Genomic DNA, 14,360 nt, shown 5'->3' on the forward strand with positions numbered 1-14,360 from the left:
GCATGGCCGAGACATCAGCATCGCGCCCGCGCCCCGCTTCGACCATCCTTCTGCTGCGTGACGGCGCGGGTGCCGACGGCAAGAGCCGCGGCGAAATTGAAATCTTCATGATGGTCCGTCACCATCAGATCGAGTTCAACTCGGGCGCGCTGGTGTTTCCGGGCGGCAGCGTCGATGCCGGCGACAACGAGATCGTCGCCCGGTCCGATCTGTATTCGGGCGGCGAGGGGCTAAGCGAGGCGGACCGCGGTTTTCGGATCGCCGCGATCCGCGAGACCTTCGAGGAAAGCGGCATCCTGCTGGCACGGCCGAAGGGCTCGTCATCGCCGGTCGATGCCAAGCGCGCCGGCGAGATCGCGGACGCGCATCGGGTCGCGCTCAACGAGCACAAGATCAGCTTCCTCAGCATCCTGGCCGACAACGGCCTCCAGCTCGCGCTCGACACGCTCGTGCCCTACGCGCACTGGATCACGCCCGAGGGCATGCCGAAGCGGTTCGACACCTGGTTCTTCCTCGCCGCCGCACCGCCCGACCAACTCGGCGCCCATGACGGCAGGGAATCGACCGACTCGATCTGGGTGTCGCCGCGCGAGGCGGTGGAGGGCGGCGAGAGCGGTCGCTTCAAGCTGCCATTTCCGACCACGCGCAATTTGATCCGGCTTGCCAAGCAGGGCAGCGTCAAGGCCGCGCTCGATCATGCCCGCGGCATGTCCATCGTCACGGTAATGCCGGTCATGACCAAGACCGAAAGCGGCCGCCAGCTCCGCATTCCCCGCGACGCCGGCTATGACGGCGAGGTGTTCGAGGTCGGCGCGCTCGGCTAGAACACTTCGATACGCAACGAACTGTAGGGTCCCTGGCCGCTGTATGGTTCCGTCCCCTGACAGAGGGACGGGCCATGGACAATCGGCAGGATACCAACATCGCCGTCGAGCTCGCGCTGCTGGTCGCGCTCGCAACGCTCTGGGGCGGCTGCTACACGTTCATCAAGCTCGGTGTTGCCACCATTCCACCGATCACGCTGATCGCGGCGCGCACCGCGATTGCGGGCCTCTTGCTGCTCGTCGTGATGCGGGCGCGCGGCATCAGGATGCCGACCGATGCGGCGACCTGGCAGCGCTTCGCGTTCCAGGCCGTGCTCAACAGTGTCATCCCCTGGACGCTGATCGCCTGGGGCGAGCGCCATGTCGACGCCGCGCTCGCCACCATCCTCAACTCTGCCGCGCCGATCTTCACCTTCCTGCTCACGGCCGTGGTCACCCGCCACGAGGCGACGACGCCGCGCAAGCTCGTCGGCGTTGTCGCCGGCATGGCCGGCATCTTGCTGATCGTTGGCGTCGACGCTTTCCATGACATCGGAAGCGGCCTTGTCGCGGAGGCAGCCATCGTCGCTGCCACCATCTGCTACGCCTGCGCCGCGATCTTCGGTCGCAGCTTTAGGGGGCTCGATCCGATGGCCCGGCCGCCGGCTCGCTGCTTGCGGGTGCGGCGGTCCTGATCCCGGCTTCGTTCGTGTTCGAACAGCCCTGGACGGTGTCGCCCTCGCTGAGCTCGATTCTGGCGCTCCTCGCGCTGGCCGTGTTCTCGACCGCGGCTGCCTTTGCGATCTACTTCCGCCTGATCCAGACCCTCGGCTAGTCGGCACCACCGCGCAGGCATATCTCCGTGTGCCGATCGGGGTCGCCATCAGCATCGCCTTCCTTGGCGAAAGCCTCAGCCAGACCGCCTGGATCGGGCTTGCCTGCGTCGTCGTTGGCGTCGCCGCCATGACGATCCCGGCCCACGGGCCCGCCAGCGTTAAAACCTCGTAAATCCGGCAGAAGGGGCCAGCCGAGGACCGCAATTTTAAGGGTTTGCGGCGGCCGAAGCCATGTTCCCCCGGGGCCGCAATACGTCGTATATTGGGCTTCCAGTAGCCCGGTCCCTAAAGCACCAATGCCCGCCGAATCGACGCCGACCCCCGAGAAAAAGCGAATATTTTCGCTCTCCATCGGCCAGCTCACGTTCGGCAGCTTCCTGCTGGTGCTGGCGGTGATCATTGTCACCTCGACCGCGAGCGTGATCGCGATCAGGCACATCGATACCACCTTCGCCGAGTTGCAGCGGCTCCAGAGCGTCGGCGACCTCGCCGAGGACATCGACCGCCGCATGAACGAGCTGCGCCTCGCCGCGCGCGACTTCGTCACCGACCCCGGCGCCGGCATCCAGTTCAAGCAGGTCGGCGAGGCGGCCTCGACGCTCAGCGACATCCTTAAGAAGACCCGCATCGAGCTTGCACCCGAGCAGCAGGACATGATCGACGGGGTCACCGAGCGGCTTGCGACCTATCGCAGCGGCCTGGAGCGGATCTCAACCCTGATCGACCGGCGCGCCCAACTGCTCGCCGGCCTACCGCCGCTGCGCGAACAGTTCGATGCGGCCGTCTCCGGCACCGCCGACCGCGAGCTCGCATCCCGCCTGTCGGAAGCGCAGAGCCGGATCGCGCTCGGACTGCTCGCGCGCAACCCGTCCGCGGCCGAGCAGGCAGCGGAGGGCATGCGGGCGATGGACATCGGGGATCGCGGGCTGAAATCGGCCGTGAACGATTACGCCGAGGCCATCATCGCGGTGGCTGTCAGGGAGCGGCAGATCGCCGACATCGATCGCGAGGTGTTGGGAACCGAGGGCCGGCTGATCGGACGCGTCACCGAATTGCTGCGCGAGGTCAGCGCACGGCGCGGCCACGTGCTGTCGCGCGACTTCGCGCGCACGCTGACCGAGGCAAGGTGGCAGAGCATCGTGCTCGGCACGATCGGCGTGCTGATCGGCATTGCCGCGGCGTTGTTCGTGGTGCGCAGGACGGTGCGACCCCTCGCCCAGATCGCGCGATCCATTCGCGCGCTTGCGGCCGGCGAGAAGGACACCTCGATCCCGTCGGCCGATCTCGACAACGAGATCGGCGACATCGCGCGAGCGGCCGAAGTATTCCGCCGCGCTCTGGAGGAGGCCGACACCGCGCGCGAGGCGGCGGTGCGCGCGCTCACCGAGCAGCGGCTGGCCGAAGAGAGCTACCGCAAGCTGTTCGAAGGCTCGGTCGACGGCATCTATGTGACCACGCCGGCCGGCGACCTCCTCAACGCCAACCCGGCGCTGGCGCGGATGATGGGCTATGACAGCCCGCAGCAGCTGATCGACAGCATCAACGACATCGCTCACACGATCTACGTCCATCCCGAGGCGCGCGCCGAATATCAGCGCCTGATGGCGCGCGACGGCATGGTGCGCGAGTTCGAGTACCAGGTGCGCCAGCGCAGCGGCGATATCCTGTGGCTCTCCGACAGCGCGACCGGCGTGCGGGATGAGGCGGGCAACATCGTCCGCTACGAGGGCACGCTGCGCGACATCACCGACCAGAAGCGCGCCGAAGACGCCATCGCCGAAGGCCGCCGCCTGCTGCAGCAGGTCATCGACACGGTGCCCGCGGTCATCAACGTCAAGGACCGCAATCTGCGCTATGTGCTGATGAACCGCTATATGGCCGGCATCTTCGGCATCGAGCCCGGCGACGCGCTGGGCCGCACCACCGCCGACCTGATGTCGCGCTATGGTGCGGCCAAGACCGACGAGAACGACAAGCGTGTGCTCAGTTTCCGCAAGGGCCTCGGCTTCTACGAGGAAGAGTACAAGGACGCCTCCGGCAACATGCGGCAATGGCTGGTCAACAAGCTGCCGCTGCTCGATGCCGAGGGCGAGATCGAGCGGATCGTCACCGTGGCGCTGGACATCGGCGAGCGCAAGCGCGGCGAGCAGGAGATGCGGAAAGCCAAGGAAGCCGCCGAGACCGCGCTGCGTAATCTGCGCGAGACCCAGGCGTCGCTGATCGAGGCCGAGAAGCTCGCCGCGCTGGGGCGGCTCGTCGCCGGCGTCGCGCACGAGGTCAACAATCCCGTCGGCATCAGCCTCACGGTCGCCTCCGCGCTTGAGCGCAAGACCGCGATCTTCACCGCGGAGCTCGAACGTGGCGAACTGCGCCGCTCCACGCTTAACGACTATCTCCACACCAGCCGCGACGCCTCCTCGCAGCTCGTCGCCAATCTCAACCGCGCCGCCGAACTGATCCAGTCGTTCAAGCAAGTTGCGGCCGACCGCAACTATTCGGATCAGCGCAGCTTCGATCTCGGCGACCTCACCGAACAGGTGGTGATGAGCCTGCGGCCGGGCTTGCGCAAGCACAACCTGACCCTCAACGTCGAATGCCAGCCCAATCTGATCATGAACAGCTATCCCGGCCCGTACGGGCAGGTGCTGACCAATCTGTTCCTCAACGCGGTGGCGCACGCCTTCCCCGACGGACGTCCGGGACTGATCGATATCCAGGTGCGCGAGTCCGGAAAGGACAATGTCGAGATCATCTTCTCCGACAATGGCTGCGGCATGTCGCTCGACGTGCGCCGACGCGCCTTCGACCCGTTCTTCACGACACGGCGCGACCAGGGCGGCACCGGTCTCGGACTGCACATCGTCTACAGCATCGTGACCAACCGGCTCGGCGGGCGGCTCGATCTCGATTCCGAACCGGGCAGCGGCACGCGGATCCAGATGATTTTGCCGCGCACAGCGCCGCTCGAGCAGGCTGCAGAATAGCTAATCGACGTCGGCGAGCTTGTGCAGTGTGGCACCGAAGATCTGGCTGGCCTTGCCGACCAGAGCGGTGCCCGTCATCTCCGCGCGCGTGTCGGTGAAAGTGCCGCTGACGCCGATGCCGACCGGGGCAGGCCCGCCGAACAGCGGATTGTCGTCGGCCCGCGGAGAGGTGTGCCGCTGCACCAGCACCTCGCCCTTGAAGGTGTTGTCCTTCACGCTGTAGCTGCCGGTGTAATAGAGATAGGCATCACCGCCAAGGATCTTGCCGTCGCGAAAAAGAATCACGCCGCTGCCCTTGCCGGCTCGACCATCGAGCAGCGTCACGTGAATCGAGTAGAGGCCGTTCTTCATAACGTCCCGCAGGTCGGTGACCGTCGCCCGAGGCACACCGGTGAAGCTTTTATGCCAAAGCCCACTCCCTGGCGCAACGCGGCAGTTTGCCGTTTGGCAAGCCGGTCGGGACCGTAATTGTCCCGGCTTGTTTGTGACGGCGTTATGACGGTCTCATCAAGAGGCGAGGCCGGTCGTTGCGAATCAGAGTTGGCCCGCGAAATGCATAACCATTGTTGCACTGGCCGCGGGGTGCTGGAGCAAGACCAACGTGAGCAACTGGATCGATTCCGGCGGCGATGAGCCGCGTCTGTACAGTGTGCGTCCCACGAATTGCAAAGTAGAACATCGGCGAATTGGTTGTGCGACACGCTGGCGAAGCGTGGCGAGGCTGGGCTGCGCATTAGCCCTGATTGCCATCGCTGCGCCGTTCGGTCACGCGCGCGACCGCGGCCAGTTCGTCAACACCAATGCCGAATTGAAGGCCTGGTTCGACGGACTGCGAAGCGGCAAGGGGCCATGTTGTTCCGATGCCGACGGGTCGGCGCTCTCGGACTCCGACTGGGACAGCAAGGACGGGCATTATCGCGTCCGCGTCCCGCGCCTTGGCTATGTGCTCGAAGGCCAGAAGCAGGAACTGGTCTGGGTCGACGTGCCCGAAGAGGCTGTCATCTCGGAGCCGAACCGGGTCGGGCGGACCATGGTGTGGCCGATCTACGGCTACACGGGCGTCACCATCCGCTGCTTCATGCCGGGCAGCATGACGTAACCGCGCCGGGCGCCCGTTCGCCCGGCTGACGCCCGATGCGGTTCGCGCCGCGTCAGGTATATTTTTTGTCGCGCTCGAGCAGCTCGATGGAGATGCCTTCGGGGCCTCGGAGGAAGCAGATGCGAACGCCCGGCCGGATCGTGGTCGGCTCGCGCGTGAACGTGACACCCTTGGCCTTGAGCTCCGCAGCAACCGCGTCGATGTCTTTCACGGTGAGGCCAAAATGGTCGAGGCCCTGATGCGGGTGCGGTGGTGGTGGGCTGACGGCGTTGTCGCCCTCCAGCGGAGCGATGAAGATCCTGGCGCCGCCAAGATTCACGTCGATTCGTCCCGGCGCGCGGACGATCTCGCCACCGAGGATGTCTCGCAGCCAGGCTGCGGTGGCCTCCGGATCGGGGCTGCGCAGATGGACGTGATCCCAAGTGACGACTGGCATTTCATTTCCTCCCGGCGGGGTCTTTGCAATGTTGCAGCGCATGGTAGCGAGCCCGGCCGGTGATCGCCACCGTTGTTGCCGGATTCGCATGCGCGCGGGAACCATAGTTTGTCTGCTAGCTTAAAGTAAGCAGTGGCTGGGTCCGCCGTGGAATTGTCGCATCGGTGTTGGACGGATGCACAGGGAAGTGCCTCGGTCGCTGTCGGTGACGCACCCATGAACGCAGGGTTTAACCGGATGGGGTGGGGACGCTGCGCTGGGATCGGCGAGCGTCTGGCGCGCGCGATGATCGCAAGCGTCTCATCTGGCCGAAGTCTGCTGTGGCTGCTGGCGGCCTTCATCGTCGGCTGCGGCGTGTGGATGCTGTTGCCTCTCTCCAAGGGAAGCTCCGCCCAGGGCGAGCCAATGATTCAAGGCGAGCCGATCAACGCGGAGTTGGCCTCTGTCGAGGCGGCGGCTTCGGTCAATCCTGCGGCGGAATTGCCGCCCGCCGCGGCTCAGGCAGCGGCAGAGCTCGATCTCCTCAGGATTTCATCGCAGACTTGGCGCCGTGGCGGCCTCGGCTCGAAGGCGCTGGTAACGTTTACCCTGCGAAACGACAATGATTATGCCATAAGAGATGTCGAAATCGTCTGCGCCTTTACGCGGCGCGATGGCAGCCGTCTGACCGAGCGCACCCGCGTGCTGGCCGACATCGTCAGCATGAAAAGCCGTAAGACTTTTGCGCACGTTCCTGTCGGCTTCGTCAACGTCAATGCCGATCAGGCGAAGTGTTCGCTGGTTACGGCGCGGCGAGCGTAAAGGGCTGTCCAATTCGATAGCGGAAAAGTGACCATCCCGGGCCTTGGTCCAAAAACTTGGCGTTGCCATTTGAACCGAACTGCCGGTGCAGGAACCAATTGATAGAGCGCCGGTTAAGGCGGAGAGCCCGCGCGGGGATGCGGGGGCGGAGCGTGGCCAATGCCCATCTTTCGGTATTTCATTTTTGTCGGTGGAGCGTTGCTCGCGCTGCTGTTCGCGGCGAACTTCGCCCTGCCGGCCTCTCCCGTAGCGGAAGCGGTTGCGACCGCAAACAACGAACAGCCGATGATCCGGATCCGGTCCGATCGCCACCTGCCTGAACGCGTCGTGCTCGACACCACTCAGCCGACGATCGCTGCGCCGGTGGTGAATATGGCCGCTGTGGCTGCGCCCCAGCAGCCGGTCCAGGCCGACGTCCTGGCCGAGATGTCGGCAAAGGCACGGGTGCGCGAGACCTTCGCGCAGTTCACGCAGACGGTCCCGAAGGCCGATGCCGCCTCAGCCAAGAAGACGGACGCCAGGCCGCAGGTTCTGGCTCAGGCTCCGCAGGCCCAGTCCCGGCGCAGGGGCGCCAGGATGCATCCGGCGCCGCAGCCCGGCAGGTCGATGATGCTGGTGGCGCAGCAGCCGCACTTCGGCCTGTTCGACACCACCTGGTGAGCGCTACGTTCTGCACCGGGAGGGGCGAGTAGGGCTTTTTATTGTCGCGCCTCTCTGCTAATTCGAACGCATCGGAACGCTCCCCGCTGCTGGTCCCACAGCACGGTCGGACGCGGTTCAATAGCGGCCCGTCTCCGGGCCAAGGCGCTCGTAGCTCAGCTGGATAGAGCATCGGATTTCGATTCCGAGGGTCGGGAGTTCGAATCTCTCCGAGCGCGCCATTTTGCGATTTTGTAAGACATCGTCGCCGGGCGCCGGAACATGCCGCATCATGCCGCTGACAGCCGCGTGAATCTTGCGGTCGGTCGCCTGGACTAGAAGCCGCTAATCCGCGAGCCCCATGACAAACGCCAAGGCAATTCCGAGCCGAGCCATGTCCTGGTCGCCGATACGCCCGATCCTCTGCCCGATCCGTTCGCGTCTTACGGTGACCGGCTTATCGGCCATCACCTGCGACGTGAGCCGCAATCCGTTTTCAGGCTTGGGCTCAACGGTGACGCGAAAATCCGGAGCGTCCACCAGATCGGAAGTCAACTGGCAAAGCACTACAGAGGCATGGCTCTGCGGAAAGGCGTCAGTCTGCACGATGACCGCTGGGCGGGGCTTGCCATAGTCACCGGCCGCGGCAACAACTACCACGTCACCGCGTTGCATCTGCATCAAACTCTGAGACCGACTCGATCCACTCCAGCGCGTCGCGTTCGCTATCAGGATCGAGACGGGCAACCTGCTTCGCCACCCGTCGTCGCACCGCCCGCGAGCGGGGGTCGGCGACTACGAGACGCAACTCACGCAGGCCCCGTGCGCGCCGCCGCTGCCGCATCATCTTCATCCTCTCGGCTGCCGCCGCCATTGGACTTCTCCATCCGTAACGCGTTACAATGTAACGCGTTACGGACCCGGAAGGCAAGGGTCGGGACTCAATTCGAGACCCAGGGCGTCTCCGCGGGGCGAAGCGCAAGATCGCACCGTCGCAGGTTATCCGGCCGGATCGCCTGCTCGGCCGCAACGTCATAGCGCCACGGCGAACGAGTAGTGCTCATCGTCATGGGCGTGGCGCGCCCACCTTCTCGGGCAAAAGAGCTTCCGCGCCTCCAGCTTTTCGCGGCGGCGTGGTCACCGGCACGTCCTTCGGCCAATCGTCCGTCACCGCCCATGTCACTGAAGCGCGCTTCGCTCGTCGCTGGCCAGGACGCGCGGGCGCACGCGCATAGTCGTAGAAATCGCCAAGTGGTGCGCGATCCGACGAATGCCGCGACTGCGATTTGTGAGGGGGAGCTATTGCGCCAATCAATTGCGGCCATTGCGGCGCTTCCCGCGGCTTACCGGATCCTTGCCACGACGTTGGGCCGATTTTTCTCGAGCCAGGCGACCGCCTCGGGTCCATCGATGACACATTCGAAGGTTTCCCAGGTTGGGTCCTCCAGGGATTCCGATTGCAGTCGCTTCGCCGCATACTCAACGAGGTCGTGCAAGCCTTCGTATCCTCGTCGGCGCTCGAGGGAATCCGCAATCGCCGTACTGGTCCATCCTCGTTGGGCCAGATCGATAATGCTCGGAGCATCAGCTTCGCTGAACCACGGTGTGGCATCGAACTCGATGCAGCGGGCGTTGTCGGCGGTATGGCAAGTGGCGTGGATCATTGGATTCCTCCGTTCGGGCCTGCAGCCTGCGCTGGCATTGAACTTCTTACATCGCTGCTTCGCACGCTCAGGCTTTGACCAAGTCCCCCAGCAGGTTCGCCGCCACCGTCAGCTTGGCGAGCGTCAGGCCGCTGGCAGCAATTTCCTCGACCGAGCGGCGGATACGCGTCGCTTCGGGGTGAGCCGCGAGCCATCTCGCGACGGCCGCATGGCCGGACTGGCCGGTTGCCAGCATATCCGCGGCCAGCCTTCTTTCGGCGCCAGCGATCTGCTCAACGGCGCGATCGATGGCCATACGTTCGAAATAGTCGTTTGCCGGCACGCCGCGCGCGGCGGCGATGATGCGGTCGAGACGGAAATTCGCCTCGACGGCGAAGAAGGTCGCGGCAGCGTCGCCGATGGGGCGCGTGGTGCGCTCGGCAACCGTCACGATGTCGGGTGCCGAGACCAGAGCGTCGAGATCGGCGAGCTCGCCGGCGAGGCCGGCCGGGATACCGGCCTCAGTGAGTTCTTGCCGCCGCTTGCCCCGCCCCGCCTGTAAGTCCGGCGGCAGGGCGGTGTCGAGCCCGGCGACGATCTGGCGGATAGCCGGGCCGAAGCGCGCGACGACGGCCTCCAGTCCGTCCTTGAAATCGACATGGCGCACGTACCAGACCATGCGGGAGAGCAGGAGGTCCTGCACAGAAGCATAGAGGGACAGCTGCAGCTGCCCGTCGATGCAGGTGTCGAGTGCATCGATCGCGTCATTGAGCGATTTCAGTCCGTAGCATTCATCGACCGCCACATAGGCCATGACGATGGTCGGGATATCGGCGTCCGTCTCGTCGATCAGGCGCACGACACAGGCCGGGCCGCCGCGGTTGATCACCGCATTGGCGAGACTGGTCGCGATGATCTCCCGCCGCAGGCGATGCAATTCGGCCGCTCTCGGGAATTTGTCCTGAACCTCGCGCGGAAAATATTGAGATAGTTCGCGGGCAAGATGGGGATCATCGGGCACGCTGGTGGCGAGCACGTCATCGTAGAGGGTCAGCTTGGCGTAGGCGAGCAACACGGCAAGCTCCGGCCGCGTCAGGAACTGGCGGCGCCGTGTGCGCTCGGTGAGCGCTGCGTCGTCGGGCAAATACTCCACCGCGCGGCTGAGCAAGCCACGCTGCTCGAGCGACTGCATGAGGCGGGCGAGGAAGCCGGTCTCGGCCACGCCCTTGCGTTCGGCGAGCGAGAGCGCCAGCGTCTGCAGATAGTTGTTGCGCAGCACCAGCGTGCCGACCTCGTCGGTCATCGCGGCGAGCAGGCTGTTGCGGTCAGCGGGGCTGAGGCGTCCCTCGCGCTCGGGGCGCGCCAGCGCGATCTTGATATTGACCTCGATGTCGGACGTGTTTACGCCGGCCGAATTGTCGATAGCGTCGGTGTTGAGCTTGACGCCCTTCTGCGCCGCTTCAATGCGGCCGCGTTGGGTGACGCCGAGGTTGGCGCCTTCGCCGATCACCCGGGCGCGGACGTCGGCGCCGGTGATCCGAATCGGATCATTGGCGCGGTCCCCGACCTGATCGTCGCTTTCCGCCGATGCGCGAATATAGGTGCCGATGCCGCCAAACCACAGCAAGTCCGCGCGAGCCTTCAGGATTGCCGTCATCACCTCGAACGGCGTGGCTTGCGGCTTGTCGAGATCGAGCAGAGTGCGCACTTCCGGAGCGAGCGGGATCGCCTTGAGCTGGCGCGAGAACACGCCGCCGCCCTGCGAGATCAGCGACTTGTTGTAGTCCTGCCAGCTCGATCGCGGCAGATCGAACAGCCGCTTGCGCTCGGCGAAGCTGACGGCCGGATCGGGCGACGGATCGATGAAGATGTCGCGATGATCGAAAGCCGCGACCAGCTTTGTCGCCGGCGAGAGCAGCATGCCATTGCCGAAGACGTCGCCGGACATGTCGCCCACGCCGACCGCGGTGAACGGCATGGTCTGAATGTCGGTGCCAAGCTCGCGGAAGTGGCGCTTGACTGCTTCCCAGGCGCCGCGCGCTGTGATCCCCATCTTCTTATGGTCGTAGCCCTGGCTGCCACCGGATGCGAAGGCATCGCCGAGCCAATGGTTCTTCTCGGCCGAGATTGCGTTGGCGAGGTCGGAAAAGGTGGCGGTGCCCTTGTCGGCGGCCACGACGAGGTAGGGATCGTCGCCGTCGTGACGCACGGTGGATTCGGGCGGCACGACGATGTCGCCGTCGAGATTGTCGGTGAGCTCGAGTAGCGAGCGAACGAAGACGCGATAGGCTTCGGTGCCTTCCGCGAGCCAGGCGTCGCGACTGGAAGGCGGCGGCAGGCGCTTGGGCACGAAGCCGCCCTTGGCGCCGACCGGCACGATCACGGCGTTCTTGACCTGCTGCGCTTTCACCAGGCCGAGGATCTCGGTGCGGAAATCCTGCGGCCGATCGGACCAGCGCAAGCCACCGCGCGCAACCTTGCCGAAGCGCAGGTGAATACCTTCGACACGAGGTGAATAGACGAAGATCTCGTAGAGAGGTCGGGGAGCGGGCAAGTCGTCGATCCGGCGCGCCTCGAACTTGAAGGAGATCACCGGACGCGGATGTCCATCCTCGCCGATCTGCCACAGATTGGTGCGAACGGTTGCCTGCACCAGGTTGGTGAAGCGGCGCACGATGCGGTCTTCATCGAGCGAGGCGACGGATTTGAGCTGCTCCTCGATCTCGGCAAGCAGAGCCGTCTCGCGCGCCGAGCGCTCGGCATCGGTCGAGGCGAGGCGCGGATCGAGGCGGGCCTGGAACAGCGCGACCAGGGTGGCCGTGATCGCGGAGTTCTTGCGCAGGGTCTCCCACATGTAATCCTGGGTGAACGGCGCGCGGATCTGGTGCAAATAGCGCGACAGCGCCCGGATGGTCGAGACTTCCCGCCAGCCCAGGGCGGTGCGCAGGATCAGGGCATTGTATCCGTCGGATTCGGCGCGATCGGTGACCACCGCCATGATCGAAGCCTCAAGGCGATGGCTGAATTCCGGGTTGATCTCGATGGGCTGGCCGTCACTGGTCTCGATCATCATGTCGTGCAGCCAAACCGGCTCCGGCCTGTTACCGGGCACGATCTGATAGGTGCGTTCGTTGACCACGCGCAGGCCGTGATTTTCGATCACCGGCACGCGGTAAGACAGCGACAGCGGTGCGGCGTCCGAAAACACCTTCAGGCCGAAGCGTCTGGGATCGTGCTCGTCTTCGACGCGGTGCACCGAAATCGTCACCGGGCGGGCTGGCGTGAGCTTTTCGACGGTTGTGATATCGGTGATTGCCTGTTCCGCGCCGAACACCTCGGTATAGCCGCCGCTAAAGGCCCGGGCATATCGGTTGGTGAGCATGCGCGCCCGCATGCCATCGGTTGACGCAGTGAGTGCGGCCTTCAGCTTGTCGGCCCAGGTCGCAGCAATGGCGCCGATCCCGGCTTCGAGCGTGGTGCGCTCGACGACGGGAGTTTTGCCTTCATAGCGCCCGATGATGTAGTGGACGCGCGCAAGCGCCCCTTCAGGGAATGATACGTAGGAGGCGGCCAGGGCCCCGTTGTAGGTCTGCGCCAGGAAGGCAGCGACTCGAGTACGGACGTCGGTGTCGAATTTCTCGCGCGGAATAAAGGTAAGGATGGAGACGAAGCGATCGAACTTGTCGACCCGCGCCAGCGCCCGGACGCGCGGGCGCTCGTAGAGGATCAGGATTTCCATGACGAAATTGTAGAGAGTGTCGACATCGACCTGGAACAGTTCGTCACGCGGATATTCCTCGAGAATATGCATGAGCGCCTTGCCGGAATGGCTGTTCGGGTCGAAGCCGGCGCGCTGCAGCACCCGCGAAACCTTATGACGGACATAAGGGATCTGTCGTACTGAGCGGGTATAGGCACCTGAGGTGAACAGGCCGACGACGCGCAACTCGCCCTCAAGCCGGCCGTCGGGCGTATAGAGCTTGATGCCCACATAGTCCATCCGGATGCGGCGATGGACGCGGCTGGAGACATTGGCTTTGATGACAATCAGCAGGGTCGGTTCGCGCATGAACTCGCGAATTTCCGTCGTCATCACCACCATTTCGCTGCCGCGGCGCAGCACCTTGACGTCGGGATCGCGTAGGATGCCGAGGCCTTCGCCGGTTGTAATGTCGTCGGACGCATCGCTGTCGGGCGAGAAGCGATATTCGCGCACGCCGAGGAAGGTGAAATTGTCCGCGCAGAGCCATTGCAGGAACTGGTTTGCTTCGGCGACCTCGTCGATCGGCAGCGGCGGCGGATTGGAAGAGTAAGTCTTGATCGCTTCCTCGACGCGGTCGCGCATAGCGCGCCAGTCGGTGACGCAGGCGCGGACGTCGTTCAACGTCCTGGTGAGGCCGTCGACCAGCTTCTGGCGATCGGAATCGGCGTCCAGGCGAGTGATGTGGAGATGAATCAGACTTTCGCGCGTGCCCTTTGCTCCTTCCGGCAGTGCTTCGCCGTAGAAGCGCAGCAGCTTGCCCTGATCATCGCGCTCCACGGCGATGATCGGGTGTGCGACAAGGGTGACTTCGATGCCCTGCTCGGCGAGCTCCGTCATGGTGGAATCGAACAGGAAGGGCATGTTGTCGTTGAGAATTTCGAGCACGGAAATCTCGCGTCCGTCGGGCAGCATCGGATTGATGACGCGGATATCGGCGCGGCCAGCCGTGCGCCGCTGCACGTGTTCCCAGGCTTGCTCCGCCAGGAGGGCAAGCGAGACTGCATCGTAATTGGCGAGGTCCTCGTTATTGGTGTAGCCGAACAAAGGTTCGGCAAAGGCCCGGGGGCTCCTGCCCGGCTGCACGTTGCCCGCTGCATCGCGGATCAGAGTTGCCCGTGCCTTGTCGTCACGCCACGCCATAATGTCCTCCATTTGCCGCGCTGTCCGACCGCAGCTGCGATCATCAGCTTGATTCTGGAGTGCAACTCTTCGAGCGCCGCGATCGAGTGTTAGACGAAATCCTCGGTCTCGAAGCTTCGACGGCTTCGGACGACAATACTACGATCCCGCATCGAAAGGCGCACGCTGTCGTGAGACGTGCGGAAATCCTCTGCGACAGCGGGTGAGGCCGAACTC

11 protein-coding genes, 1 tRNA gene and 1 pseudogene are annotated in these 14,360 nt (G+C 64.6%); 7 read left to right on the plus strand and 6 right to left on the minus strand.

Annotation, left to right across the window (positions count from 1 at the left end; all coding sequences use genetic code 11):
- Positions 1–2: 2 nt before the first annotated feature.
- From IVA82_RS06475 to IVA82_RS06485, 3 genes and pseudogenes are all read left to right on the plus strand, one after another.
- Complete coding sequence (locus tag IVA82_RS06475; protein WP_247380813.1) at positions 3–824, plus strand: NUDIX hydrolase; 822 nt, start codon at positions 3–5, stop codon at positions 822–824.
- A 74-nt stretch (positions 825–898) separates the two neighbouring features.
- Positions 899–1,811 (plus strand): annotated as a pseudogene (locus IVA82_RS06480) (EamA family transporter).
- Between the two features lie 124 nt (positions 1,812–1,935).
- Entirely contained in the window at positions 1,936–4,623 is a 2,688-nt protein-coding gene (locus tag IVA82_RS06485; protein ID WP_247380816.1) for a PAS domain S-box protein, read from the plus strand.
- Here IVA82_RS06485 and IVA82_RS06490 read toward each other — a convergent pair whose 3' ends face one another.
- Positions 4,624–4,974, minus strand: coding sequence for a GrlR family regulatory protein (locus tag IVA82_RS06490; protein ID WP_148737778.1), 351 nt, complete (start codon positions 4,972–4,974; stop codon positions 4,624–4,626).
- A gap of 250 nt (positions 4,975–5,224) precedes the next feature.
- Here IVA82_RS06490 and IVA82_RS06495 point away from each other — a divergent pair, with 250 nt between their 5' ends.
- Positions 5,225–5,722 carry a hypothetical protein gene (locus tag IVA82_RS06495; protein WP_247380819.1) on the plus strand — a complete coding sequence of 166 codons (498 nt, stop codon included), beginning with the start codon at positions 5,225–5,227 and terminating at the stop codon, positions 5,720–5,722.
- A gap of 52 nt (positions 5,723–5,774) precedes the next feature.
- Here the strand turns inward: IVA82_RS06495 and IVA82_RS06500 are convergent, their stop codons facing one another.
- Positions 5,775–6,158, minus strand: coding sequence for a VOC family protein (locus tag IVA82_RS06500; protein ID WP_247380823.1), 384 nt, complete (start codon positions 6,156–6,158; stop codon positions 5,775–5,777).
- A 216-nt stretch (positions 6,159–6,374) separates the two neighbouring features.
- Here IVA82_RS06500 and IVA82_RS06505 point away from each other — a divergent pair, with 216 nt between their 5' ends.
- The 3 genes from IVA82_RS06505 to IVA82_RS06515 all read left to right on the plus strand — a co-directional run bounded on the left by IVA82_RS06505 (position 6,375) and on the right by IVA82_RS06515 (position 7,840).
- Positions 6,375–6,959 (plus strand): hypothetical protein, encoded by a 585-nt coding sequence (locus tag IVA82_RS06505; protein WP_247380825.1) that lies wholly within the window; start codon positions 6,375–6,377, stop codon positions 6,957–6,959.
- A 159-nt stretch (positions 6,960–7,118) separates the two neighbouring features.
- Positions 7,119–7,619 (plus strand): hypothetical protein, encoded by a 501-nt coding sequence (locus IVA82_RS06510; protein WP_247380829.1) that lies wholly within the window; start codon positions 7,119–7,121, stop codon positions 7,617–7,619.
- 144 nt (positions 7,620–7,763) lie between these two features.
- Positions 7,764–7,840, plus strand: a tRNA-Arg gene (locus tag IVA82_RS06515).
- Between the two features lie 103 nt (positions 7,841–7,943).
- On the opposite strand, the gene IVA82_RS06520 is transcribed toward IVA82_RS06515, so the two are convergent.
- The 4 genes from IVA82_RS06520 to IVA82_RS06535 form a co-directional block, all read right to left on the minus strand.
- Positions 7,944–8,279: a type II toxin-antitoxin system PemK/MazF family toxin gene (locus IVA82_RS06520; RefSeq protein ID WP_346658666.1), complete on the minus strand. Its 336-nt coding sequence runs from the start codon at positions 8,277–8,279 to the stop codon at positions 7,944–7,946.
- Positions 8,260–8,472, minus strand: a complete 213-nt coding sequence (locus tag IVA82_RS06525) for an antitoxin MazE-like protein (protein WP_235939300.1) — start codon at positions 8,470–8,472, stop codon at positions 8,260–8,262. Before IVA82_RS06525 ends, IVA82_RS06520 begins: the two co-directional genes overlap by 20 nt.
- A 469-nt stretch (positions 8,473–8,941) precedes the next feature.
- The gene (locus tag IVA82_RS06530) at positions 8,942–9,262 is read right to left on the minus strand and encodes a hypothetical protein (protein ID WP_148737766.1); all 321 of its coding nucleotides are present in this window, start codon (positions 9,260–9,262) and stop codon (positions 8,942–8,944) included.
- 67 nt (positions 9,263–9,329) lie between these two features.
- Positions 9,330–14,156 carry an NAD-glutamate dehydrogenase gene (locus tag IVA82_RS06535; RefSeq protein WP_247380831.1) on the minus strand — a complete coding sequence of 1,609 codons (4,827 nt, stop codon included), beginning with the start codon at positions 14,154–14,156 and terminating at the stop codon, positions 9,330–9,332.
- Positions 14,157–14,360: the final 204 nt, after the last annotated feature.

Source organism: Bradyrhizobium sp. 142, assembly GCF_023074015.1.
Taxonomy (GTDB): Bacteria; Pseudomonadota; Alphaproteobacteria; order Rhizobiales; family Xanthobacteraceae; genus Bradyrhizobium.

Coding starts and splice junctions, on each gene's coding strand:
- IVA82_RS06475 (WP_247380813.1), top strand. CDS start 3: ATGGCCGAGACATCAGCATCGCGCCCGCGCCCCGCTTCGACCATCCTT.
- IVA82_RS06485 (WP_247380816.1), top strand. CDS start 1,936: ATGCCCGCCGAATCGACGCCGACCCCCGAGAAAAAGCGAATATTTTCG.
- IVA82_RS06490 (WP_148737778.1), bottom strand. CDS start 4,974: ATGAAGAACGGCCTCTACTCGATTCACGTGACGCTGCTCGATGGTCGA.
- IVA82_RS06500 (WP_247380823.1), bottom strand. CDS start 6,158: ATGCCAGTCGTCACTTGGGATCACGTCCATCTGCGCAGCCCCGATCCG.
- IVA82_RS06505 (WP_247380825.1), top strand. CDS start 6,375: ATGAACGCAGGGTTTAACCGGATGGGGTGGGGACGCTGCGCTGGGATC.
- IVA82_RS06510 (WP_247380829.1), top strand. CDS start 7,119: ATGCCCATCTTTCGGTATTTCATTTTTGTCGGTGGAGCGTTGCTCGCG.
- IVA82_RS06520 (WP_346658666.1), bottom strand. CDS start 8,279: ATGCAGATGCAACGCGGTGACGTGGTAGTTGTTGCCGCGGCCGGTGAC.
- IVA82_RS06525 (WP_235939300.1), bottom strand. CDS start 8,472: ATGGCGGCGGCAGCCGAGAGGATGAAGATGATGCGGCAGCGGCGGCGC.
- IVA82_RS06530 (WP_148737766.1), bottom strand. CDS start 9,262: ATGATCCACGCCACTTGCCATACCGCCGACAACGCCCGCTGCATCGAG.
- IVA82_RS06535 (WP_247380831.1), bottom strand. CDS start 14,156: ATGGAGGACATTATGGCGTGGCGTGACGACAAGGCACGGGCAACTCTG.